The organism is Cobetia sp. 29-18-1, assembly GCF_029846405.1.
Lineage (GTDB): Bacteria > Pseudomonadota > Gammaproteobacteria > Pseudomonadales > Halomonadaceae > Cobetia > Cobetia amphilecti.
In genome coordinates this window covers 42,682-66,684 of record NZ_JARWKS010000001.1, presented here as the reverse complement: position 1 = coordinate 66,684, position 24,003 = coordinate 42,682, and the positions used below count along the sequence as shown (strand labels likewise).

Below are 24,003 nucleotides of genomic sequence, written 5' to 3'. Positions count from 1 at the left end.
CCTTGGCTCGCGGTGGCGGGAGTGACGTACGCTGGGGGCGCATGCCGTCAGCGCTATGATGACGCAAGGCGGCCCGTCAGTCAGCCTGAGCGGCGATCAGACACGAAAACGCCCGGCGCGATGGCCGGGCGTTGGATATCACCACTATCCGGGGCGTCGCTTATTGAGCGGCGTCCTGGACAGCTTCGCCAGCATGCTCGACATCCTGGCCGGCACCGTCAACGGTGTTGCAGCCGGAAAGCGCGGCCAGAGTGAAGAAAGAGGCGAAGATGAGTGCAATGGTGCGGGACATGGTCATGCTCCTTGCGGTAGTGAATATCGAGAAATCTCGTAAAGACGCCAGTTCCTGCGCCTCTACCCTCATACCTTGGGCCGCCCCATGGGCTTTCAAGGGGTGAGATTCATGTTTTGTTCACTCGCCGCCCATGCCATGGATAGTGCCATCAACTGGCCGATTCCTCGATGGAACCCCCAAGGTGTTCGAGATCTTCCCCGAAACCTTCCACGGTATTGCAGCCACCCAACAGCAGGCCGAACAGCAGCGCGGTGCCAGTCATCATCATGAATCGTCGCATGGGCATTCCTCTCTCTCGGGCAATCAGCTGGCGGCGTTGTCGATCGAACCGCCCAGATGCTCCAGGTCCTTGCCGAAACCGGCCACGGTATTGCAGCCGGCCAGACTCACACTGGCCACCAACAGGGCAGCCACCATCAAACGCGTCATTCTCATCACTTCTCTTCCTGATCAACGGCCAATGAAGATGAGACACCCTCACTGACCGAAGGTGCCAATCCTCAACGATTTACCAGCAGGATCTTGCCCAGCGCCTCGCCGGACTCCAGCAGCTCATGCGCCTTGGCGACGTCACGGAAGCTGAACTGGTGCTCGTCGAGCAGCGGACGTACCGCGCCGGCCTCCAGCATCTCGCTCAAGGCGTTGAGCAGCTCCGGCTGGTCGTCCATGCCGATACCGGTCAGCAGCGGTACCGAGCGGAAGATGACGTGCAGCGACAGGTTCTTGGAGTGCAGCTGGGTCAGGTCGTGGGTCGAGCGGGTATTGATGGAGCACAGACGACCGGAGGTCGCGGTGGCCTCGATGGAGCGATCCAGGTTGTCGCCACCGACGGTGTCGAAGACCAGATCGAAGCCACGCCCGGAGGTCAGGCGCGTCACGTAGTCCGCGACCGCTTCCTCGCGGTAGTTGATGATCTCGTCGGCGCCCAGCTGGCGCGCCAGGTCCGCCTTGGCTTCGCTGGACACGGTGGTGGTGACATGCGCGCCCAGATACTTGGCGATCTGTACCGCGACATGGCCGACGCCGCCGGTGCCGGCATGGATCAGCACGTGCTCGCCTTCCTTGATCTGACCGCGTGATGCCAGTGCCGTCCAGGCCGTCAGGAACACCAGCGGCAAGGCCGCGCACTCTTCCAGCGTCAGCGCCGCCAGGCTCGGGCGCTTCACGATCACACGGGTGTCGGCGATCATGTAGTCCGCCAGAGCGCCCTGCCAGCCCTTCACACCACCGGCACAACCGAGCACTTCATCCCCGACGGAGAAGTCCGATACGCCTTCGCCGACGGCATCGATCACCCCGGAGACATCGCCATTGAGAATGGCCGGGAATTCCGGGTGCGACTTGACCAGCCCGCTGCGCAGCTTGGTCTCGATGGGGTTGATGCTGGAAGCCGTCACCTTGATACGCACCTGCCCCCGCGCCGGTGTCGGGGTCTCCAGTTCGCGCTCGACGAACACTTCGGGACCGCCGTACTGCTCGATGACCATGGCTTGCATGAGGAAAGACTCCTGAACGATGAAGGAAGAGACGCCATAGCCGGGCTCGGCGCCATCATGAATAGGGGGTGAGCGGCGTGCCGGAGTGTCGACAGGACAGACTGGCATTTCGCTCAGATTACCGCGAGCTTACTCCGTGTCTAACATAAGGTCAGCATCAGCTCAGCATCAGGTCAGCGCCAGCTTGAGCACGATGATGAAGATGACCGCGACCGTCAGCCACTTGACCCACCGCGCGCCCGCGGGACTCATGTTGACCCGTGCACCGAGGAAGGCGCCGCTCATGTTGCCGACCGCCAGCACCAGACCGTAGGCCCAGCGCACCTGACCATCGAACACGAACACCGCCAGCGCCGGCAGGGTATACATCAACACGATGAAGACCTTGAAGACGTTGACCTGGGTCAGGTCGATCTTGAGCAGCCGGTAGAGCACCACGATGAACAGCACGCCGACACCGACCTGGATGAAGCCACCATAAATGCCGATGCCGAACATCGCCAGCAACACCACGGGCGTGATGCGCTCCGGCGTCAGTTCACGCGTGTCGATGCGCGGCGTCGGCAGCAGCATCATGATCGAGCACACCACCATCACCACGATCAGGACGCTCTCGAAGGCCTCGGCACTGATGCGGGTCGCCAGCCAGGCGCCCAGCATGGCGCCTGCCACGGCGGGTACGGCCAGCCGCCAGGCCACCCCCATGTTGTGTGCGCCCGCCTTGAGGAAGGTGCTGGTCGCGGTCGCACTCTGCAACGCGATCGCCACGCGGTTGGTGGCATTGGCCTGCGCAGGCGGCAGGCCGAGAAACATCAGCAATGGCAGCGTCAGCATCGAGCCACCCGCCGACAGCACATTGATGAAACCGGCCACGCCACCCAGTGCGATCAGCGCCACTACGCTGATCAGATCAAGGCCGCTGGTCAGCCCTGCAACATCCGACATCATGCCGACATTCCTTGTCCCGCCATCCCGTTGAGTGAAGACGCCCGAGGCGGACAGGCCCCAGAGCGCGCGATGCCCGACACACCACCCTCGCGTGACTGAGCGGGGGGAAGTGATGCCGGGCATCGTTCATAGCATATCGCGTCGCGTCACGCCTGCTTCAGCCACATCGGCTGACGCGTCTGGCGCTCATCCGACACGCCTGGCTCAGTGCGCCAGCGCTTCCTGCCGGCCACTCTGACGCACGCTGTAGGTCAGCACGCCCAGGAAGATGACCAGACCCGCGAGGTCGTAGGTCAGCTGACCATGCGGCCACAGCATCAGCGCACCGAGCGGGAACATCGCCAGACGCAGCCACCAGGGCAGCTCGTGCTCCAGATAGCCTTCCAGGCCCGCAACGATGGCGTAGATCCCGAACAGCGCGAATACGAACACCGTCAGCATCTCGCCGATGTCACCGGAGATCAGCGGGCTCCAGGCGAACAGCAGCGGCACGATGTAGAGGCCCTTGGCGATCTTCCAGGCCATCAGGCCGGTCTTCATCGGCGGTGTGCGGGCGATCGCGGCTGCCGCGAAGGCGGTCAGGCAGACCGGCGGTGTGACGTTGGAATCCTGGGACAGCCAGAAGATGATCATGTGCGCACTTACCAGCGCCATGGTCAGCACGTGCGGCGACAGCGCCTGCTCATACAGCTGGCTCTGGAAGGTATCCGGCACCAGTGCCAGCAGTTCGCGGGCGGCGTCCATGCTCATCGGCGCGCCCAGCAGGTCCAGCTTGTCCGGTGCAGCCAGCATGAAGATGGCCTTGGCCTGCTCCGGCAGGTTGCCCGCCGCCAGCAGGTCCACCAGCTGGGAATGGGCGATCAGGTTGTAGAGCGCCGGGGCGGACAGCGTGCCCAGCACGATATAGGACGCCGTCACCGGCAGGCCCATGCCCAGAATCAATGACGCCAGCGCGATCAGGATGATGGTGATCAGCAGGCTGCCACCCGCCCAGTCGGTGATCATCAGCGAGAAGGTGTTGCCGATACCGGTGGTGGAGACGACGTTGACGATCAGGCCGACGGTGATCAGCAGGATCGCGGTGGTGGTCATGTTGCGCACCCCGGCCAGCATCGCCTCGATGATGTCACCGAGCTTCATCGGATTCTTCGACAGCCACGAGGCCGCGATCACGGACAGGATCGCGATGCCGGCGGCGTAGGTCGGCGTGAAGCCGTAGATCAGCGCGCCGACCAGCACGAACAGCGGTGCCAGATAGTGCCAGCCATCCTTGAGCACGTCCTTGAGACGCGGGCCCTGCGGGTCGTCCAGCGCCGTGGCGTCGGAGCGCTTGGCCTCGATGCGCACGAACATGGCCACCGACAGGAAGTAGAGCAGCGCCGGCAAGGCGGCCACGCCGACGATGGTCAGGTACGGCACCTGGGTGTAGGACGCCATGATGAAGGCACCCGCGCCCATCACCGGCGGCATCAGCTGGCCACCGGTCGAGGCGGCGGCCTCGACGCCTGCCGCGAAGCGCGCCGGGAAGCCGGCACGGCGCATCAGCGGAATCGTGATCACGCCGGTGGAGACGGTGTTGGCGACACTCGAGCCAGACACCGAGCCCATCAGACCGGAGGCGAACACGGCCACGAAGCCCGGACCACCCTTGAAGCGACCCGCCGCGCAGCGCGCCAGATCGATGATGAAGTCACCCGCGCCGGACTTGACCAGGAAGGCCCCGAACAGGATGAACATGAACACGTAGGACCAGGAAATGCGGGCGATGGAGCCCAGCATCCCTTCGCCGCCGATGAAGCTTCTGAACAGCACCGTCTCCCAGGTCAGGCCCGGGAAGTTGAATACGCCGCCGACATACTTGCCCCACCAGGCCACGTAGGTCAGCGCGATCAGACACAGCACCGGGATGAACCAGCCGGTGGTGCGGCGTGCGAACTCCAGCACCAGGCCCACAGCGACGATGGAGACCACCCAGTCCGCGGTGGAGAACACCACGCCACGATCATAGAGCGCATCCTCGAAGCCGATCAGATAGAGGCCGCAACCCAGCGCCGCCAGCCCCAGCAGGATATCCACGCCCAGCACCCAACGCTTGGCGCCATCACTGGCCGGGGTCAGCATCGGAATGGTCAGCGCACACAGCAGACCGAACAACCCGAAGTGCAGGGCGCTCACCCACAGTTCCGACAGGGTCGAGAGCGTATTGAAGTACAGATGCACCAGACAGGTGACGATGGAGATCACGAAGACGGCACGCCCCAACCAGGGCAGGTCCATGCGCCAAGGCGCAGCTTCGGTGGATTCGTCACGCACACCGGAAAGATCCGGCTCCTGCGCTTCGCTATCAGTGGGACGAGAGGGCTCTGGCGAGCGGGAATCATGCATGGCGTTGCCTCAAAACGGGGTCAGACAGCGATGGCGCAGCGGCGACTTGCGTCACCATGCGCCCGGGCTTGCGAGGAGAATACGGGCTTCTACAGCAATCATTCGTGGGCACTGCTCTGGTCCCGCGCCTCACCTTGCCCACTCGAGGCAGTGACATGGCGCCGGACCGGCGGTGGTTTATTGGTCTGGGAAACTGCGCTGCCCTCACCGCCGCCAGAGGCGAGCGATGAGGGCAGCGGGAACATCAGGAGTGGATCACTCGGCGATCAGGCGCGCCGGAATCTCGATGCCCTGCTCCTTGAAGTAACGTGCGGCACCCGGGTGCAGCGGCAGCGGCAGGCCCGCGATGGCCTTGTCGATGGCCATGGCCTTGGTGGCCGGGTGGATGTTGTTCAGGAACGGCAGGTTCTCGTACATGGTCTTGGTGATCTGATAGACGTCTTCTTCGGAGACATCGTCACGCACCACCAGGATGTTCGGCTGGGCGATGGTGTTGATCGCCTCGTCCTGCCCCGGGTAGGTGCCAGCGGCGATTTCGTACGGGGTCCACAGCTCGAACTGCGAGTTGACCTTGGCCAGCTGCTCTTCGGTGAAGTCCAGCGTGGTGATCTCGCCGCCCAGGTTGGCGTAGGCACGGGTCACGGCGGAGGCCGGTGCACCTGCCGGAATGTTCATGCCGTCGATGTTGCCGTTCTGCATCGCGTCGGCGCTCGGGCCGTAGCCCATGTAGGCCAGATCCATCTTGTCGGCATCGATGCCCAGCTGCTCGAGGATGAAGCGACCCGAGCCTTCGGTACCGGAGTTCTTCTTGCCGATGGAGAAGCTCTTGCCGTAGAAGTTGGTCATGTCCTCGATGGTGCCGGACTTGACCTCATCATTGCGGGCCACGAAGTGCTCGACGTTCTGCCACAGCATCGAGATGCTGCGCAGGTTCTTGTGCGCCTTGTTGACCGGCGGGGTGCCATTCCATGCCCAGGCGCCGTAGAGGCCCTGAATGATGCCGAACTGGGCCTGGTCCTCTTCCATCAGCTTGAGGTTCTCGCCGGAACCGGCAGAGGAGATCGCGGACACGGAGATGCCGGCGGTCGGCTCGAGCTTGACCTTGATCAGCGTGGAGAGTGCCACGCCGACCGGATAGAAGGTGCCACCGGTGGTGGCGGTACCCATGATGTACTTGCCTTCCGCCTGAGCCACGGCACTGAGACCAAGAGAGGCTGCGATGGCGAGACCGAGACCGGCCTTGAGGAACTGGCGCTTTTGCATGGAGTGACTCCTTGGCGAACCTGCCGGGCGCAGGTTGAGCATTCTTGTAATGTGGGTAGGCAGACGGACATTGCGGCTGAGCAGGCTCTGGCCCTGGGCGGTGCTGGCCATGTCGCGACCGACAATGCGCAAGGTAGCCCTCTTTTGCGTGGGGCGTTCGTTGCGAGCCTCTGCATCAGCGTAGGAAGAAGGTTAGCAACTGTCCGCGCGGCGCGGTATTTGGCGATGGGGGCATTGCGCAGCCCCCACAGCGCGCACGGGCAATCCGCAAAGTGGCAGGATTCTGCCGATCTGGTCACACTGAGGGCATTCGCGGGCACTCAAGCCAGGGAGTCCGCCACGATTCGGGTTACCCTTTGCCCTCGACTCACGCACGCCCTGCTCCATCCGATCAAGGAGAGACGATGACCCCCTTCAACCTTCACCCGCAGCTGGACGCCGACACCCACTTCGTGGCCGACCTGCCGCTGTGCACCGTGCGCCTGATGAACGATGCGCGCTATCCGTGGCTGGTACTGATTCCGCGCCGCGATGCCATCCGCGAGATCTACGAGCTGGACAGCAGCGCCCAGCAGCAGCTGTGGCAGGAAACCACGCAACTGGGCGAGCTGCTGATGACGGTAAGCGGCGGCGAGAAGCTCAATATCGGCGCACTGGGCAACATGGTGCCGCAGCTGCACATGCACGTGATCGCACGCCGCAGCGATGATGAAGCCTGGCCAGGGCCGGTGTGGGGCGTCGGCACGGCTGAGCCCCACGACAGCGAGACGCTGACGGTGCTGGTCGACACCCTGCGCATGAAGATCGCCGAGCTGCCGAGCTATTCCTACTGACAGCGTCACCTGCGCTGTCACTGACATCTACGCTCTCGCAGACACTGTCATCCACGTTCTCACATCTACGAAAACGGGGCCCAATGGGCCCCGTTTTCGTATCTTGCTGGTAGTAAGCAGCAGCTAGTAAGCGACAGGTAGCAAGCGGCCTGCCTGCCTTGGCGGGGCAGGTCTCACTCCTCGCCTGAGCTCTGCCCTGATGACCTCGGGCCCAGAGGGCTCTGGAGGGAGGTGCCCGGTGCCGAGCGATCAAACGGCGAAGCACCGCGACCGGTGGGAGAGTCCAGCGCCTTGAGACTGCTGGCGACCAGCAAAGCACCAAAGACCGTGATGATGATGCCGCCGAGCAGCCCGACCAGCGCCGCCCACGGCCACTGACGACGCGCGCGGCCGTTTGAGTGCGGCCCACCCAGGCGCGAGCCGGCCGCCGCCAGGCGTCCGCTGGCCTTCATGATCAAGGTGGCCATCGCCACGCTGCCCACCGTCAGCGCGGTGCCCAATGACATCGCCAGCACCGCCAGTACCCCGCTGCCGACCATGTTCAGCGCCAGCGCGGCCAGCAAGACCAGAATCGCGCCGGAACACGGCCGCAGGCCGATCGCCAGCACCGCCATGCCCATGGTGCGCCAGTCGCCACTGGCCTGCTCCGCCGTCACTCCATGCGCATGGCCGCAACCACAGTCATGCCCGTGTGAATGAGCGTGGCCGTGAGAGTGAGAGTGAGAATGTGAGTGGTCGTGGCCAGGCGACGGCTCGAACGCCAGCCCCTGCATCGCTGGCGCCTGCGGCGCTCCCACGCTAGAGACAGGCTGTGCCCTGACAACACGCCATAGCGTGCGAGCGGCGCGCCACAGTAACAACAGCCCCAGCACCAGCACCCCGAGATGACTGAGCAGGGTGACCTTCTCGACCTGTCCGAGCACATCGCGCCCCGCCCAGTCGAGCAGCCCCGCCCCGAGGCCGACCAGCACCAGCGCACTGACGCCCTGCAGCAAGGCCGCCAGCAACGACAGCCACAGTGCACGGCGCCGAACGATGGGCTGGCTGACCAGCAGCGTACTGATCACGACCTTGCCATGCCCGGGGCCCGCGGCATGCAGCACGCCATAGGCGAAGGACAGCCCGATCAGCGCCCAGGGCGTGCCGGGATGGGCGGCAAGCTCACTCATGGCGCGCCCCAGCGAGCGCTGGAAACGCGATTGCTCGGCGAAGACCCACCCCAGCGCCTCGCCCCAGCCCTGCACCAGGCCTGGCCAGAGCGCCATGCCCAACACGAGCAGCCCGCAGCCGACCGCCAGCCAGCCGGCCAGGCGCCGCCCCCGCGACGAGGCCGGCTTCAGCAGGCCATCACGCATGCCCTTGAGGCTCTTGATATCGCCAAGTCCGCTGGTGTCCTTCGGCTCACTGCTCATCAGCCACCTCACAGCTGACACTGCCGACCTCGGCGAAGTACTGGCCGAGATCCATCGGTGCGGTGGCGTTGATATCCAGCATCGAGGCCTCGGCGACCTTGGACGGGTCCGGGTCGGCCGGCGTGATGCCCGGCGTGCAGCTCAGCGCCGAGTCCTGCCCTTCCAGCCCGCTCACCACCAGCCCTTGCTGCACGGCGATGGCATCCGGGTCATGCAGAATCTCGATGTAATAGGTGGGGTCGTAGATACGATAACTGAGGGTGTGGCCAGCCATCGCCACCGGCTCGGCCAGCGGCAGCTCCATCTGGAAGGCGACACGCTCGCCCTTGAGCCAGGTGGTCTGGCGCGTCGCCTTGCCAAGCGCCACGGGTTCGCCGTCCAGCGTGACATGGGTGTAGTAATCGAACTGCGACAGATTGGCCAGAATCTCGCTGCCCAGTACATCGAGACGCTGCTCCATGCTGGTATCGTCCTCGAGCGCGGCCAGCTCCTGACGCAGCGTCAGGCTGTAGAAGGGGTCGAGCAGCCAATACTGGCGCATCGCGACGGCCCGCCCCTGGTCATCGAGGCGCAGCGTCACCCGCAGATCGACCCAGCCATGCGGATGCGCGGCGGCAGGCTGACTGACCACCAGGGTGCCCAGCATCAGCAACGGCGTCAGCCAGACCGCGGGGCGCAGGCTGTGACGAGACGGGAAACGCGCCAGCGCGGACGACAGCGCCGCCACCAGGCGATGAACAGCAACAGACATCGGGAAACTCCGGCAGAACGTCACGGGGACGACAGGAAGGGATTGGCAGGATGTTACTTCATGACAAAACGGGCGGCATCCCGACGCAGCCCGAGGACACCTTCGACAGGCTTTGATGGCGGTCAGTTCGCCGAATCATCATGGCCATGGCGAAAGTCTTCACGGCGCAGCCCGTATTTGTGCATCTTGAGATTGAGCGTACGCCGCGGCAGTGCCAGCTCTTCCAGCACCTGAGCGATGTTGCCGCGTGCACGGGTCAAGGCGGCGCGAATCAAGGTCGACTCGAACATCGCCACCTGTGCCGCCAGCCCATGCTCCTCGCTGCTCGCCAGCGCCTCGTCGCTCGCGCCATTGCCGGTCTCGCCTGCGCCCTCCTCCGCTGAGGCATTGCCCGGTGCGGATGACTGCCGCGCGGTGGGCGATTCCCCCAGCACCACGCGGCGACTGGCGGCCTGACGCAGCTGCCACAGATTGCCCGGCCAGTCCGCCGCCATCAACGCGGCCAGCTCACCGCTGGCGAAGGGTTGCGCCTCCACCTCATGCACCTCGGCGGCCTGACGGCTGAAATGCGCCATCAGCAACGGGATGTCCTCGCGCCGCTCGCGCAGGGCGGGTGTCGTCAGTTCGATTTCGGCCAGTGCATGCCCCAGAGTGCGCGTCAGCGGCCCGCTTGCCATCACGTCGCCCACGCTGCACTGCGCGCTGCACACCAGCCGTGGCGCCTGGCGGGCGCCGTCCTCACGCGTGGCGATCCAGCCATCCAGCCACTGCCATTGCGCGCCACTCAGGTGATCCACCTCATGCAGCAGCAAGGTATTGGCCGCAGGACATGCCGCGAGCGCATCCTCGATCGCGCCCGCCAGAGCCTCCGCGCCCTCTGCCCTGGCTTGCGACAGGGGCGCGCATTCCACTCGCGCCAGCAAGGCCGTCGCCGCCGCCGGCATGGCGGCAGATGAGGGCGACACCTCGGCAGGCGGCGCATGCTCGGCCAGTGCCAGCGCCAGAGTGCTGCGCCCGCTGCCCGCCTCACCGCTGATCCAGACGCGCGCCGGATGCCCGCGCAATTCAAGCAGTCGCTCACGCAGCTGGCGAATCTGACGGCTCTCGCCTCGCAGCAGACCACTGAGGCCGCGCACGCTCAAGCGGCGGCGCAGGCGTTGGTTTTCATCACTCAGACGCCGCCCAGCCAGCGCCTGACGCAGCTTGAGCTCCAGCGCTTCGGGGTCAAACGGCTTCTCGATGAAATCGCGCGCGCCGCCCTGCATCGCGGCAACGGCCGTGGCGACATCGCCGTGACCGGTCATCATCAGCACCGGCAACTCCGGCGCCTTTAGTGCAAGCCGCGCCAGCAGCGTCAGGCCATCCATGCCCGGCATGCGGATGTCGCTGATCACCACACTGACCGGCTCGGCGGCGGCCAGGGCTTCCAGCAGCGCCTCGGCGCGCGAGAAGCAGAGCAGATGGATCTCGGCCAGCTCCAGCCACTGGGCGAGGGATTCGCGCACCGCCGGATCATCATCCACCAGCCATACCGGCGCCTCACGGGTCAGATCGCTGTCCTGCTGCAGGCGCAGCTCTGCCGGGTCCAGGCCCGTGGCGGCAAACTCCTCTGCGCCCTCGAAGCCATCGCTGTCATGCGTATAGCCTGTCATTCGTGCGTATACCCCGTCATGTCACGGATTGCTGCCTGCTGCCTTGTTGTTCGGTGCCGTCGGCTGCATGCGTTGCCTCCGACGCCGGCGTGCGTAGCCACAATTCGAAGCAGGCGCCGCCCAGCGCAGAGCCCTCAGCCAGAGAGGAGCCCTCAGCCGGTTCAGACACAGAAGCGCCATCGGCCAGACGCAGCAGGCCACCGAGGTCGCGCGCCAGGCCATAACTCAGAAACAGCCCCATCCCCATGCCCTCGCCGACCTCGCGTGTGGTGGTGAAAGGATCAAACAGCGTGGCACGCAGCGCAGGGTCGATGCCGGGACCATTGTCCTCGATACGCAGACATCCGCCTGGCTGCCCCTCAAGACTGGCCACTGCCGGCCAGGCCTGCCAACTGAGGCGCAGTCGCGGGGCCGTGCGCTTGTCGTCCGGCTCGCCGCTCTGCTGATCGGTCTGTTGATCGGCCTGCTGTGCTCTCTGCTCCCCTTCCAGCGCATCGAGTGCATTGCGGATCAGGTTGGTCAGCAACTGCTCGAGACGCACCTGTCCGCCCATCACGATGATGTCTCGGGGCAGCGCGTCCTGCTCTACCGTCAGGTCGAGGGCGGTGACTCGCTCGGCGAGCAGTTCCAGCGCGAAGTCGATGCGCGGCGCCAGCGCCAGGGCGACGGGCGCCTGCTGACTGGCCGGACGCACGAAGACCCGCAACTGGCGAATCATGTCGGCCAGACGCTCGGACAGCTCACTGATGCGCGTGAAGTTGCTGGCGGCGGATTCGGCGGCACGCGCGGTCAGCTCGGGGCGCGTTGCGGCGGAGGCGATGCCCCGCGCCAGCAGCTTGCCGCCGCTGGCGGCGTAGGTGCGAATGCCGACCAGCGGCTGATTGAGCTCATGGGCGATACCGGCCGCCATGGTGCCCAGCGCGGCCAGCTTGCCGGCCTGCACCAGCTCATCACGCGTGGCCTCGAGTTCGCGCGAGCGCTGGGCGACCCGCTCCTCGAGGCGCTCGTTGATTTCGCGCATCATCACCGCTTCACGCCGAATCAGCCCCAGGCGCGCCTGTCGCTCGCGCATCCACAGCGCCATCATCGCCAGCCCCAGGATCACCGCGAGCCCGACCAGCACCACATTGCGCGCCTGGATATAGAGTGGCCGCAGCGGCATCAGAAAATGCAGCTGCCAGCCCAGCGGCCCGCTGGCCAGCGACTCATCCAGATAGCGTTGGCCCATCGCCGCCGTCGGCAGCCGCGCGATCTCCGACGCCGCCAGTTCGTGGTTGTCGCCCAGCACCAGGCTGCCGTCCTCCAGCTCCCGCGACAGCGGTGTCAGCGGCGCCCCGCGAAACTGCTGCTGCGCCCGAATGCTGTCCAGCGCCTGCGGCTCGATCGCCTCCAGCGCGCGATACTTCCAGTTGCGCCGCGAGGCCAGCAGCACGATGCGATTGGCATCGGCGAGCAGTACCGTCTCCCCCGCCTGGCGCCAGGTATCCTCCAGCGCCTCCAGCGAGACCTTGACCACCATGACGCCCAGCGGCTCGCCCTCGGCCCCGAGTACCGGCGCCGAGACGAAATAGCCGGGGCGCCCGGTGGTATTGCCGACGGCGAAGAATTCACCGCGCCCACGCGCCAGGGCATCGATGAAATAAGGGCGGTAGTCGTAGCGATAGCCGACGAAGCTGTCGGGCTCATCGAAGTTGCTCGCGGCCACGGTCATGCCGTCGCGGTCGGTCAGGAAGATGGCCGCCGCGCCGGAGGCACGCGCGACACGCCGCAGATGCTGATTGAGATCGCTGCTCGAACCGAGGGGAGCGGCGGCACTGGCGGCGTCGCGTTCGTCTGAGGGGATAAGAGGCGGCGTTGCCGCAGGCGGGACGCCCTGCTCGCCGAGGGCGATACGCACACGGGCCTGGCGCGCCAGCAATTCCGGCAGCCATTGGAAACGTGACAGCTCGGCATTCAGCGTGCTGGCATAGAAATTCAGGCGAGTCGCGGCGTGCTGGCGGGCATCACGCTCGCCACGCGCCAGCTCCCAGTGCCAGAGAGCAAACAAGGCCATCAGCCCGGCCAGCAGACTGGCCGAGAGCGCCAACCAGGCCAGACGCCGACGGCGCAGCGCACTCAGCGTCATGGGCCATCACACCGCGCGAGCGCGGGCTCGCCCGGGCTCCGGTACTGCCCGCCTGCGAAATGATGGACAAGGCCAGAGAGGCGACGCTGAGGGCCGCCTCGTGGGGTTGCCATGCGTGGGGTTGCCATGCGCGGGGCGGTCACGGCGCGCCGATCACCGGCACGGTGCGCGCATCCAGGGCCACGGCGACCTCCACCAGCAGGTTGTCGAGGCGGCCCGGCGCGATATCGGCACCATTGCTGTCACCGCTCACGCTGAGACGAATCTGGCCGTTGACCTCGCTCACCCAGGCTTCCAGCGCCAGCGGCGGCCGGGCAGCGTAGCTGGCGTCGAGGCGCTCGAGGTCAGGGTCTGCGCGCTCGATGATGAAGCCACGCTCCGCCAGCGTCGTCAGCAGGGTGACGAAGACCTGCTGGGAGGTCAGGGTGCCGCTGTCGGGGGCGATCACCGCGGTGCGCGAGTCCGGCGCATGGGTCGGCTGATTTATGCAGCCACCCAGCGCCAGCAGGCCGGCGAGCAGCGTCGCGAGCCCCAGACGTTGCCATAGCGAGCGTGGAGATGCCTTGCGCATGTTCATCAGCGAACCTCCCGTGGATCACGACCCGCCAGCGCAGCCTGCAGCTGACGCTCGATCTGGCGGCAGCTGTCGCTGTCATTGTGAGGACGGGCATCGATGACGTAGCCGCCCTGATTGATGACCTGCTCATCGCGGATCACGCGCACGCGCTCATCCGGCGCGACCAGCGAGATGCGCTCGAAGCTGATCGGGTCATCGCGGAAGGTGTCATTGCCGACGCCCACGCCGAAATCATTGCCCGCCGCGACGCCATAGCCCACCGAGAAGCCGATGCGCGAGCCGAAGGGCCCATCGATCGCGCCCAGCCCCGGCTGGTCCACCTTGCGCTCACCCGTCACCACGCCCAGCGCCTGTTCGCTCTCGCGGATCTTGTAGCCACGGGCCTCGACGACCTGCGCCGCGGCACGCAACCACTGATTGGCATCGCCCTCACGCGGGAAGATGCAGGCTTCGGGCAGGCCAGCGCTGTCATTCGCGGCCAGCGGGTCCTTGCCGGACAGGGCCGAGCAGCCGCTCAGCAGCACCAGCCCCACTGCGAGCAGTGTCATGCGCGGCAGGCGCGAGCGCGCTGACGTATCAGCCACGCTCGGCCGTGCGGGAAATTCGGGAAGTCGATGGAGCATGCGAACGTCTCCGGTCAGCCACTTGAGCCGGCGCTGCATCACGATTTTCACACCATGAGACACGCCAGAGGCACTAGACTGACACATAAGTCTTGTAGGATTTCTGCATAATTATGGTATCGAGACAGCGGGATAACCTGGATGCAGCAAGCCTCATCTTAGCGCCCAGCCATGCCAGCGCCTACCGTATCCAGCACCCGACAATGGGCGACAAGGCCGCACCGCCATTGCCATCCCGCACGATGATCACGCAACGCCAGCACTGCCAGAACCGCTCGCTCGGCGCGCAAACCGCCGGTCAGCGCGCGCAACACTGGTTACATATGGAAACGATATCGCGCGGACAACTCACGACGCTACAGGTTCAATAAGTTACCATTATCGACGAATAGGCAATCAGGGAGAGAAATTTATGTCAGAAAATGCCGACCAGCCCACGGTCGCCAAGATCAACCCGCCAGTCTTCTTCGGCTCCGCCGTCGTGATTCTGGCGTTCGTGATCTTTACGGTCGCCATGCCGGATACCGCGCAGACCGCCTTCGGTCATGTCCAGACCTGGATCATCGACACCGTCGGCTGGTTCTACCTGCTGGCCATGGGCGTGTTCGTGATCTTCACGCTGGGTCTCGCCTTCTCGAGCTATGGCGACATCAAGCTGGGGCCAGACCATTCCGAGCCTGATTTCAGCTACGGCTCCTGGTTCGCGATGCTGTTTTCCGCGGGCATGGGCATCGGCCTGATGTTCTACGGCGTTGCCGAGCCTGTCTTCCACTTCACTGCGCCTCCGGTCGGCGATGCCGGCACCGTCGAGGCCGCGCGTGAAGCCATGAAGACCACCTTCTTCCACTGGGGCATCCACGCCTGGGGCGTCTATGCCGTGGTGGCGCTGGCGCTGGCCTACTTCAGCTTCCGCCACAACCTGCCGCTGCGCATCAGCTCTGCGCTGTATCCGCTGATCGGCAAGCGCATCCATGGCCCGATCGGCCATGCCGTCGATATCTTCGCCGTCTTCGGCACCATGTTCGGGGTCGCGACCTCGCTGGGTCTGGGCGTGCTGCAGGTCAGCTCCGGTCTGCATTACCTGTTCGATATCGACAACGACCTGACCACCCAGATCATCCTGATCGCCATCATCACCTGTCTGGCGACCGTTTCCGTGGTCATGGGTCTGGACGGCGGCATCCGTCGTCTCTCCGAGCTGAACCTTGGCCTGGCACTGGCGCTGATGCTGTTCGTGCTGTGCGTGGGTCCGACCATCTTCCTGCTGCAGACGTTGATCCAGAACATCGGTGGCTACCTCAGCGAAGTGGTCGACAAGACCTTCAACATGTTCGCCTATATCCCGGAAGATGGCCCGTCCAAGTGGCTGGGTGGCTGGACCCTGTTCTACTGGGGCTGGTGGATCGCGTGGTCCCCGTTCGTGGGCATGTTCATCGCACGCGTCTCGCGTGGCCGCACCATCCGTGAATTCGTCTACGGCGTACTGTTCGTACCGATGGGCTTCACCTTCCTGTGGCTGACCTTCTTCGGCGACAGCGCCCTGCACATGCTGCTGACCGATACCGCGGGCAACCTGGCAGAAGCAGTCTCCGCCGATGCGTCCGTGGCACTGTTCAAGTTCCTGGAGCTGTTCCCGTTCGGTAGCATCACCTCCATGCTGGCCACCCTGCTGGTCGTGACCTTCTTCGTCACCTCCTCGGATTCCGGCTCGCTGGTCATCGATATGCTGACCTCCAAGGAAGGTGATGAATCTCCGGTCTGGCAGCGTGTCTTCTGGGCCTTCTCCGAAGGTTTCGTCGCCGTAGCGCTGCTGATGGCGGGTGGTCTGGGCGCCCTGCAGACCGCCTCGCTGGCCTCTGCCCTGCCGTTCGCGATCATCCTGATGTTCGTCTGCTATGGCCTGCTCAAGGCACTGCGTCTCGAGGGCGTCAAGCAACGCTCCATGCAGCACCTGAGCAACACGCCGGGCCACACCGCCGGTGGCGCACGCAGCTGGCAGAAGCGCGTCCAGACCCTGGTCGAGACTCCGCGTCAGAAGAACGTCGAGCAGTACCTGATCAACACCGTCACGCCGGCACTGGCGGATGTCGCGAAGGAATTCGAGGCCCAGGGCCTGGATACTCGCGTCAATGACGAGGAAGACCGCAGCTATCTGCAGGTCAGCCACGGCGAGGAAGTCGACTTCGTCTACGGTGTGCGGGTGCGCGAATACGCTGCTCCGGCCTTCGCGCTGCGCAACGTCAAGCGCAAGGGCACCAGCGACGTGGAACGCCATTACCGCGCCGAGGTCTTCCTGCGTGAAGGTGGCCAGACCTATGACGTCATGGGTTACACCAAGGAGCAGGTGATCGGCGACGTGCTGGACCAGTACGAGAAGCACATGCACTTCCTGCACATGGCGCGCAACTGACGCCTGAGCGTTGCAGAAGTGATGACAGCTGATGACATGGCTGTCGCAAAGGCCCCGCCCCGTGCGGGGCCTTTGCGTATGTGGCCGAAATCAGAATGTCCGAGCCGACGACATTGGCTGCAATATCCGTGTGCGACCTTGAAAACCGCATGCGCGCACCACATCTCTTACTAGGCATTCATCTACGGCTTGAGGGTGGTGCGCCGGCGACGATAGGGGTGGCCGATGAGGGCGATACAGTGAATTCGTTACCCTGCATCCCGCCCAGCCTCTACACTGGTGGCATACTGGCAGCACGGCTCGCCACCTGCATCTCCACTTTCCCCACAATGCCGTTCACTTCACATTTTTCAGGAGAGTCTTCATGTCCAACGATACCAATGCCATCGGCCTGCACACTGCCAGCGCCACTCAGCTGGCCGAGCACCTCAACATCCTGCTGGCCAACTACCAGACCTTCTACATGAATGCCCGTGGTTACCACTGGAACGTGAAGGGCAACCAGTTCTTCGAGCTGCACGTGAAGTTCGAGGAAACCTACACCGACCTGCTGACCAAGGTCGACGAGATCGCCGAGCGTATCCTGACCCTGGGTCACGAGCCGCTGCACGCTTACAGTGACTACGCGCGTGTCGCCACCATCAAGGAAGACACCCACGTCAGCGACGGCACGGCTTGCGTCAAGGGCCTGCTGACCGGTTACAAGTCCCTGATCGAACTGCAGCGCGAGATCATGTCCGTCGCGTCTGACGCCGACGATGAAGGTACCGCTTCACTGGTCGGTGACTACATCCGCGAGCAGGAAAAGACCGTGTGGATGCTGTCCGCCTACCTGGGCGAGTAAGCGCTCAAGCCAATGCAGCGCCAGGACATGGCAGCGCGGATCTCTGATGCTGCTGTCTGACGCTGTAGTTGACTGACACTGGGCCGCGAGGCATTCGCGCAGTGTGAACGCCGCCTTTCGACCCTGCACACGCGGGACTCGAAAGGCGGCGTTGTCATGTGGCCATGAAGGCCCGCCAGATACCGACCAGGAGGGTTGCATGTCACTGCCGCTGACACGTCTGCTACGCAAGCTGCTGCATGTGGCTGCCAAGCCCATGCGCCACGCCCAGGGCAAGGATGGCTACGTCATTCACGCCTATCGTGGCTACGGCTCGCACAGCGAAGCCTTTCTGATGGGACGCATCTTCCGCCAGCCCGGCTCACGCAGCCAGCTGGCTCCCGGCGCTGGGCGCGACCTGATGGATGTCGGTCGTCGCATGCTGCGCTGGGGCAAGAGCGGCGTCGAAGTAGAGGTCGCGCTGGGGGACAACCGCACCACCGCCATCACCGACCGCGATGGCTACTTCAGCGTGCATCTGCCGCTCGATGAGCCGCTGGAGCACCAGGGCCAGTGGCATACTGCCCGCATCACCGCGTGTCCGCCGAAGCAGCCCCCGGTGGAGGGCGAGGCGCAGGTCTATCTGCCGCCCATCAGCACGCGCCTCGGGGTGATCAGCGATATCGACGACACCGTGATGTACACCGGCGTCGCCAACAAGCTCAAGATGCTTTACCGCCTGTTCATCGAGTCCGCCGAGCGGCGCACCGCCTTCCCGGGCGTGGCTGCCCTCTATCAGGCGCTGCATGAGGGTGATGATGGCCAACAGCAGCGCCCGCTGCTCTATGTGTCGCGTGGTCCGTGGAGCATCTACGAGATGCTGGAGGTCTTCTTCCAGCACAACCGCATTCCGGTCGGGCCGATCCTGTTCCTGCGCGAGTGGGGCCTGACGCTGCAACGCCCGCTGCCCAGACGCTCCGAAGACCACAAGCAGGCGCTGATCGAGAAGATGCTCGGCCTGTATGACGAGATGCAGTTCCTGCTTATCGGCGACAGCGGCCAGCATGACCCGGAAGTCTACGCTGAGGTCGTGCGCCGTTATCCCGGTCGCATCTGCGCGATCTACATTCGCCAGATAGGCGATTCGGACTCGCGCAAGGCCGAGCTGGACCAGCTCGGCGAGGAGCTGGCTGCCCTCGGCTGCGTGATGCTGTTGAGCACCGATAGCCTCGACATGGCGCACCACGCGCATGCCAACGGCTACATCGATGCCGCCAGCGTCGAGATGGTACGTGCCGAGATCGAGCATCAACTCGCCGACGAGCCGGCCTGAGCGCCTCGCTAGCCAGCGGATAGATAGCGGCACTATCGCGGTACTACAACGCAAGACGGAGACCCCAGGGTCTCCGTCTTGCGTTGTGCGCGACTGATATGAGCCTCACCGAACGACTCTGCTGAATGACGGCCTCAGGCGATGCGTGAGCGAATCAGCTGATCGAGCGACAGGCGTCCCGGGCCCTGCAGTACCAGCACCAGCAGGCTGGACAACCACAGACCATGAGTGACCCAGGCGTGGGGATAGACGAACAGCTGGATGGTCAGCGTCATGACGGCAAGCCCCAGCGCCGCGAAGCGCGTCCCCAGCCCCAGCCACAGCATCAGCGGGAAGAGGTGCTCGGCGATGGTCGCCAGCCAGGCGGCCAGTATCGGCGAGACCAGCGGCAAGGCGTATTCGTGCTCGAACAGGAAGAAGGTGCTGTCCTTGATCGAGAAGCCGTCGACCTTGGTCTGCGCCGACATGAAGAATACCGCGCCGACGATGATGCGCATCAGGATCAGCACCGCATCCATGCGCAGGTTTTCCAGCCAGACGAACACTTTCAGGACCTGCCCCGCCACACCGGTACGAACCGCAGGCGTCGTTGATGATTCAAGGCTCATGATGAGGCCTCCTCAAGGGTGCGCCAGGGCGCGAAGGGTCAAACAGAAAGAGCCGAGCAGAAAAGAACCAGGCAGGATCAGGTCGGCGCGCGGAAGGCACCACTTGCCAGCAGGGGGGCCAGCAGCGGCCCCAGCTCCTGCTCGGGGTGCGCGTCCGCGAGCCGCGCTGCCGCGTCCGCCAGCGTCTCCCCCGCCAGCAGCAGCTCGAGCAGCAAGGCAGCGGCCTCGCACAGCACCGTGACCTGCACCTCCAGCGCCGGGCGCGTGATCAACACCCGCTCCGGCCGCGCGATATCCAGCCCCTCCAGCGTCGCGCCGGCATGCTGATGGCGCTGCCATATCTCGAGCACCGCATGCTCCAGGTGCAGCAGACAAGCCGCGGGGTGCGCCGAGAACCTGAGCTCCATCACCGCCTCAGGCGGCAGTCCCGCCAGCTGGGTCGGCACCAGGGCTTCGGCGTCCGCCGCGTGATAGGCCACCAGACGAGCGGCCTCGAAGCGTGCCAGGTCCACCGCATAGAACGGCAGCTGAGCGGCCGACACCTGACGCGCCTCGACCAACGTGGTCAGGGTCTTGTGCAGGGTCTCGGCAAGCCCGGCCCCGTACTCCATCATCAGCGGTGATCGCGGCAGATGCTGGCGGGAATGATCGTGGGCCAGGGCCGCAAAGAAGCGCTCGCCCACCACCTGCCGGGTCACCGGATAGGCCTCTTCCAGCGCACTGATCAGGCTGGCCCAGACATTGTTGCGATAGACATCGAGGCGCTGCTGATGGCCTGCCTCGATACCCAGAAGCGCGGCATCGGGCTGGGTGAGTGCCTCGATGAAGGCGCGCTGCCAGTCGGGCTGGCGCTCAGCGCTGGCATGCCGCTCGAGAGAGGTCATTGGCCGCCCTCCATGCCGGAGCGCGTCAGCTGCTGCGCCCGTGTGCTGTGCAGCAACGCCTGAGCGCGTGTGGTCTGCCCCAGCAAGACCTCCAGCGCCGGCACCTGGGTGTCCCACTCAATCAGCGTCGGACGCGGCCCGATGCGATTGATGAAGTCGGCATACAGCGCCCAGACCTCATCACAGACCGGCGCGCCATGGTTGTCGATCAGCAGACCTTCACGCGTGTCCTCGCCATGCCCCGCCAGATGGATCTCCCCGACGGCGTGGCCCGGAATGGATTCCAGCCAGGCCGCGGGATCGATCCCGATGTTGTGCGCCGAGACGAAGACATTGTTGACGTCGATCAACAGACCGCAGCCACTGCGCTCGACCAGGCGAGTAAGGAAATGCGTCTCGGGAATCAGTTCCGCTCCCAGCTCGCGTGCATCGAAACGCAGATAGTGGGCGGGATTCTCGATCAATACCTGACGGCCCAGGGTGTCCTGCAACTGCATCAGGTTATCGCTGACCCGTGCCAGCATCGCGTCCGTCAGCGGTACCGGCAGCAGGTCGTTGTAGAAGTGGCCGCTATGGCCGGCCCAGGCCAGGTGCTCTGACACGCTGGTGGGCGGGTGACGCTCGCAGAGCGTTCTGAGGCGCGCCAGATGCGTGGCATCCAGCGGGCGCTCCGATGCCATCGACAGGCCGACACCATGAATCGAGAGCGGATACTCCTGCAGCGCATCCAGCCGGGCATGGGGTGCCCCGCCGGCGCCCATGTAGTTCTCGGCATGAATCTCGAGAAACCCCAGCGCCGGGCGCGACGACATCAGCTCACGCACATGCTGCGCCTTGAGGCTGATGCCGACGGCCATCTCGTCGAGGGACGGATAGGCCGTACCGAAATCCGGACTGCCGGAGGAAGGGGATGGCTGATGCATGAAGACCTCTCGAGGCGGCGAGCGTCCGGTGGCGGCGTGGCGCCAGGCCACCGGACGTCAAGTTCGGGGGGATGCTCGGGAAAGCCCGAGACAGCCCCGAGGCGTGATGCTTACTTGATCTCTTCCAGGCTGCCGGTGCCATTGGGCGTCTCGATGGAGGTGCAGGTGCCTTCCGGAACCAGCTTCCAGGCATTGCCCTGATAATCGACGGTGGAAGTCCCGGCACACGAAGTACCCGGGCCAGCGGCGCAGTCATTCTCACCGGCCAGCGACACGCCGTAGCACTTTTCCATGCCCGCCGCGTGGGCCGGGAGGGAGACGACAGCGGTAGACAGAGCGACAGCGGTTCCGAGTGCGGAGGCCAGGGCAAAAGCGGTCTTGGCGGACTTGTTCGTCTTGGTAGACATGGGCACATCTCCTGAGAAAATGCTCTTTAATGAGCCAAACGTTATTTATCTATCACTTTCGCCCCTGCGCTGCGGGCTCAATCCAACTTACGGGGGGCTTGGGGAGATGGATGCAGAAAAAATCGAAATTCTTGCCGCGACTCGACAATATCGCGCAGACCGCACTCCCCTCATCGCATGCGGAAACGATACCCCGCGCTTGCGTTGACCTCGCAATGCAAACGCAAGCGGCCCCATATAGGGGCCGCTTGCGTCGACTGTCATCTGCTGTCTGAGGGCATGTCGCAACGTCTGTTGTAACGTCAGTCGCAACGACTGCCTGCCGTGCTGCAGGCGATGAGGGCGATCAGCAATCGCCCTGCCACTTGCGCTCCATGAGCTCCCAGCGCGAGAGCGACGCAGGCGCCTGCCCTGCCTCGGTGTCCAGTGTCTCGGCATCCGGCGCTCCGGTGACATCCTGGCCTTCGCTGGCTGCCGATTCTTCACTGGCAGGCGGCTCGGGCGCGGGCTGGCGATCAAGCGCCGACGGCGCGGATGTCGATGGCTGATCAAGTGCCGGCTCGGGCTGATACAGGGTGTCACGCGACTGGCGCACCAGCGCTTCCGGCAGTGGTTTCTTCATGCGCGCGCCGAGCTCCAGCAGCTCCTCGGCACGGCTGATCAGGTTGCCGCGCCCGCTGGCCAGCCGCTTCATGGCGGTATCATGCGCCTCGCGCGTGCGCCCCAGCTGAGTGCCCAGCTCCTCGAGGGATTCGGCGAGGCCGCGGAACTTGTCGAGCAGCGCCCCGGCGCGCTCGCCGATCACGCGTGCATTGTCGTTCTGGCGCTCCAGACTCCACAGACTCGCCACGGTGCGCAGGCTGGCCAGCAAGGTGGTCGGCGTCACCATCACCACGCCCTGGGTGAAGGCGTCCTGGAACAGGCTGTCATCGTGTTCGAAGGCCAGCGCGAAGGCCGGCTCCATCGGCAGGAACAGGAACACGAAGTCCGGCGAGCCCAGCCCCTCGATGGCGGGATAGTTGCGCCGCGCAAGCCCGGTGACATGGCCGCGCACCGAGGTCAGATGCGCGCGCAGCGCGCGTGCTCGCGTCACGTCGTCCTCGGCATTGACGTACTCGGTGTAGGCGGTCAGCGAGACCTTGGCATCGATGATCAGATGCTTGTTGTCCGGCAGGTAGACGATGGCATCCGGACGCTGACGACCGCCCTCACCGGTGAACGACACCTCGCGCTTGAACTCGATGCCATCACGCAGACCGGAGCGCTCCAGCACGGTCTCCAGAATCATCTCGCCCCAGTTGCCCTGCATCTTGCTGTCACCCTTGAGCGCCCGCGACAGGTTGGCCGCCTCCTCGGTGATCTGGCGGTTGAGGCCCGCCAGCTGGTCGAGCTGACTCTTGAGGCTGGTGCGCTCGCGCACCTCCTCGCCATGCAGCTGCTCGAGGCGCTGACGGAAGTCGCCGACCTGCTCACGAAACGGCTTGAGCAACTGCTCGAGCTGGGCGCCACTGGCGGCGGTGAAGCGCTGCTGGCGCTCCTCGAACACCTTGCCCGCCAGCTGCTCGAATTCCTGACTCAGGCGCTCGCGCGACTCGTTGAGCAATGCCAGCTGCTGCTCGTGATGGCTGGCCTCCTGACGCTGGCGCGTCACCAGCGAGGCATGCGTCTCGCGCAGCTCGGCGTAGCGCTCGGTCAGTGTCTCGAGACGCTCTTCGCGCTCCAGCAGCTGCGCCTCCAGCACTTCCTGCTGGCGGGTCAGGCTGCGCGCCAGCGTCTGCTGCTCACTCAGGGCGCGTGACTGTTCATCAAGACGCCCCTGCAGCGATTCGCGCAGCGTGGCGAGCTGCTCGGTCAGCGCATCGCGCGCCTGGCGCGCCTCCTCCAGCGACTGACTCAGATAGCGTTGCTGCTGCTCCGCCTGCTGCCCGTCCAGTGCGGCACGTTGCTCGATCAAGGCCGCCCGCTGCTCGGCCTGTTGCTGGCGCTCACGCGACTCGTCCAGCGAGGCCTGCCACGCTTGCTGCATCGACTGCTGCTCCTCACTGCTTTCCTGCAGTGCATGGAGCTGCTCGCGGGTTCGCCGCCAGCCCAGCCCCAGGGCCAACGACAGCATCAACAGCACGCCGACCAGCAACCACATCACGGCGGAAGATTCAGAAAGCAGCGACATCGGGCACTCCATGGCCTGTGAAAACGCAGCGGGGTCACCCCCCTTGAAAGTCAGTATCGCGCATCCATGTCTTGAGTGTCAGGGC

22 protein-coding genes are annotated in these 24,003 nt (G+C 64.9%); 4 read left to right on the top strand and 18 right to left on the bottom strand.

Translation table 11 applies throughout. The annotated features are described in order from the left end of the window. Window positions 1-160: 160 nt before the first annotated feature. The 7 genes from QD208_RS00275 to QD208_RS00245 form a co-directional block, all read right to left on the bottom strand. A complete protein-coding gene (locus tag QD208_RS00275) occupies window positions 161-292 on the bottom strand; it encodes an entericidin A/B family lipoprotein (RefSeq protein ID WP_043333217.1) in 132 nt (43 codons plus the stop codon). 151 nt (window positions 293-443) lie between these two features. Continuing rightward, window positions 444-575 (bottom strand): entericidin A/B family lipoprotein, encoded by a 132-nt coding sequence (locus QD208_RS00270; protein ID WP_107335644.1) that lies wholly within the window; start codon window positions 573-575, stop codon window positions 444-446. A 23-nt stretch (window positions 576-598) separates the two neighbouring features. Beyond that, window positions 599-730: an entericidin A/B family lipoprotein gene (locus QD208_RS00265; RefSeq protein ID WP_084589348.1), complete on the bottom strand. Its 132-nt coding sequence runs from the start codon at window positions 728-730 to the stop codon at window positions 599-601. A gap of 65 nt (window positions 731-795) precedes the next feature. Continuing rightward, the gene (locus QD208_RS00260; protein ID WP_279835203.1) at window positions 796-1,791 is read right to left on the bottom strand and encodes a zinc-dependent alcohol dehydrogenase family protein; all 996 of its coding nucleotides are present in this window, start codon (window positions 1,789-1,791) and stop codon (window positions 796-798) included. 168 nt (window positions 1,792-1,959) lie between these two features. Beyond that, the gene (locus QD208_RS00255; RefSeq protein ID WP_225347489.1) at window positions 1,960-2,739 is read right to left on the bottom strand and encodes a TSUP family transporter; all 780 of its coding nucleotides are present in this window, start codon (window positions 2,737-2,739) and stop codon (window positions 1,960-1,962) included. A 204-nt stretch (window positions 2,740-2,943) separates the two neighbouring features. After that, the gene (locus tag QD208_RS00250) at window positions 2,944-5,016 is read right to left on the bottom strand and encodes a TRAP transporter permease (RefSeq protein WP_279835440.1); all 2,073 of its coding nucleotides are present in this window, start codon (window positions 5,014-5,016) and stop codon (window positions 2,944-2,946) included. Between the two features lie 363 nt (window positions 5,017-5,379). Beyond that, complete coding sequence (locus tag QD208_RS00245) at window positions 5,380-6,387, bottom strand: TAXI family TRAP transporter solute-binding subunit (protein ID WP_043333219.1); 1,008 nt, start codon at window positions 6,385-6,387, stop codon at window positions 5,380-5,382. A gap of 404 nt (window positions 6,388-6,791) precedes the next feature. Between QD208_RS00245 and QD208_RS00240 the strand changes: the two genes are divergently transcribed. Continuing rightward, window positions 6,792-7,220 carry an HIT family protein gene (locus QD208_RS00240; RefSeq protein WP_279835200.1) on the top strand — a complete coding sequence of 143 codons (429 nt, stop codon included), beginning with the start codon at window positions 6,792-6,794 and terminating at the stop codon, window positions 7,218-7,220. Between the two features lie 173 nt (window positions 7,221-7,393). Here the strand turns inward: QD208_RS00240 and QD208_RS00235 are convergent, their stop codons facing one another. The 6 genes from QD208_RS00235 to QD208_RS00210 form a co-directional block, all read right to left on the bottom strand. Next, window positions 7,394-8,632 carry a sodium:proton antiporter gene (locus tag QD208_RS00235; RefSeq protein ID WP_279835197.1) on the bottom strand — a complete coding sequence of 413 codons (1,239 nt, stop codon included), beginning with the start codon at window positions 8,630-8,632 and terminating at the stop codon, window positions 7,394-7,396. Beyond that, on the bottom strand, window positions 8,622-9,383 hold the full coding sequence (locus QD208_RS00230) for a DUF1007 family protein (RefSeq protein ID WP_279835195.1): 762 nt from the start codon (window positions 9,381-9,383) through the stop codon (window positions 8,622-8,624). The genes QD208_RS00235 and QD208_RS00230 overlap by 11 nt, the downstream gene beginning before the upstream one ends. 122 nt (window positions 9,384-9,505) lie before the next feature. Beyond that, window positions 9,506-11,035, bottom strand: coding sequence for a response regulator (locus tag QD208_RS00225; RefSeq protein ID WP_279835194.1), 1,530 nt, complete (start codon window positions 11,033-11,035; stop codon window positions 9,506-9,508). A gap of 16 nt (window positions 11,036-11,051) precedes the next feature. Then, entirely contained in the window at window positions 11,052-13,160 is a 2,109-nt protein-coding gene (locus QD208_RS00220) for a cache domain-containing protein (protein WP_279835193.1), read from the bottom strand. 139 nt (window positions 13,161-13,299) lie between these two features. Further along, window positions 13,300-13,737, bottom strand: a complete 438-nt coding sequence (locus tag QD208_RS00215; RefSeq protein ID WP_279835192.1) for a hypothetical protein — start codon at window positions 13,735-13,737, stop codon at window positions 13,300-13,302. Then, window positions 13,737-14,360, bottom strand: a complete 624-nt coding sequence (locus tag QD208_RS00210) for a hypothetical protein (protein ID WP_213113680.1) — start codon at window positions 14,358-14,360, stop codon at window positions 13,737-13,739. The genes QD208_RS00215 and QD208_RS00210 overlap by 1 nt, the downstream gene beginning before the upstream one ends. Before the next feature lie 412 nt (window positions 14,361-14,772). Between QD208_RS00210 and betT the strand changes: the two genes are divergently transcribed. The 3 genes from betT (at window position 14,773) to QD208_RS00195 (ending at window position 18,926) form a co-directional block, all read left to right on the top strand. Continuing rightward, window positions 14,773-16,770 carry a choline BCCT transporter BetT gene (gene betT, locus QD208_RS00205; protein WP_054555244.1) on the top strand — a complete coding sequence of 666 codons (1,998 nt, stop codon included), beginning with the start codon at window positions 14,773-14,775 and terminating at the stop codon, window positions 16,768-16,770. 364 nt (window positions 16,771-17,134) lie between these two features. Beyond that, window positions 17,135-17,614 carry a Dps family protein gene (locus QD208_RS00200; protein WP_043333228.1) on the top strand — a complete coding sequence of 160 codons (480 nt, stop codon included), beginning with the start codon at window positions 17,135-17,137 and terminating at the stop codon, window positions 17,612-17,614. A 199-nt stretch (window positions 17,615-17,813) separates the two neighbouring features. Then, window positions 17,814-18,926 (top strand): phosphatase domain-containing protein, encoded by a 1,113-nt coding sequence (locus tag QD208_RS00195; protein WP_192838676.1) that lies wholly within the window; start codon window positions 17,814-17,816, stop codon window positions 18,924-18,926. A gap of 134 nt (window positions 18,927-19,060) precedes the next feature. Here QD208_RS00195 and QD208_RS00190 read toward each other — a convergent pair whose 3' ends face one another. The 5 genes from QD208_RS00190 to rmuC form a co-directional block, all read right to left on the bottom strand. Next, window positions 19,061-19,534: a DoxX family protein gene (locus tag QD208_RS00190; protein WP_279835191.1), complete on the bottom strand. Its 474-nt coding sequence runs from the start codon at window positions 19,532-19,534 to the stop codon at window positions 19,061-19,063. A 77-nt stretch (window positions 19,535-19,611) separates the two neighbouring features. Further along, window positions 19,612-20,418: a DNA-binding domain-containing protein gene (locus QD208_RS00185; RefSeq protein ID WP_279835190.1), complete on the bottom strand. Its 807-nt coding sequence runs from the start codon at window positions 20,416-20,418 to the stop codon at window positions 19,612-19,614. Then, window positions 20,415-21,341: a DUF692 domain-containing protein gene (locus tag QD208_RS00180; protein WP_279835189.1), complete on the bottom strand. Its 927-nt coding sequence runs from the start codon at window positions 21,339-21,341 to the stop codon at window positions 20,415-20,417. The genes QD208_RS00185 and QD208_RS00180 overlap by 4 nt, the downstream gene beginning before the upstream one ends. Before the next feature lie 110 nt (window positions 21,342-21,451). Further along, window positions 21,452-21,748: a DUF2282 domain-containing protein gene (locus QD208_RS00175; RefSeq protein WP_043333233.1), complete on the bottom strand. Its 297-nt coding sequence runs from the start codon at window positions 21,746-21,748 to the stop codon at window positions 21,452-21,454. A 346-nt stretch (window positions 21,749-22,094) separates the two neighbouring features. After that, window positions 22,095-23,918: a DNA recombination protein RmuC gene (rmuC, locus tag QD208_RS00170; protein WP_279835187.1), complete on the bottom strand. Its 1,824-nt coding sequence runs from the start codon at window positions 23,916-23,918 to the stop codon at window positions 22,095-22,097. Window positions 23,919-24,003 lie beyond the last annotated feature (85 nt).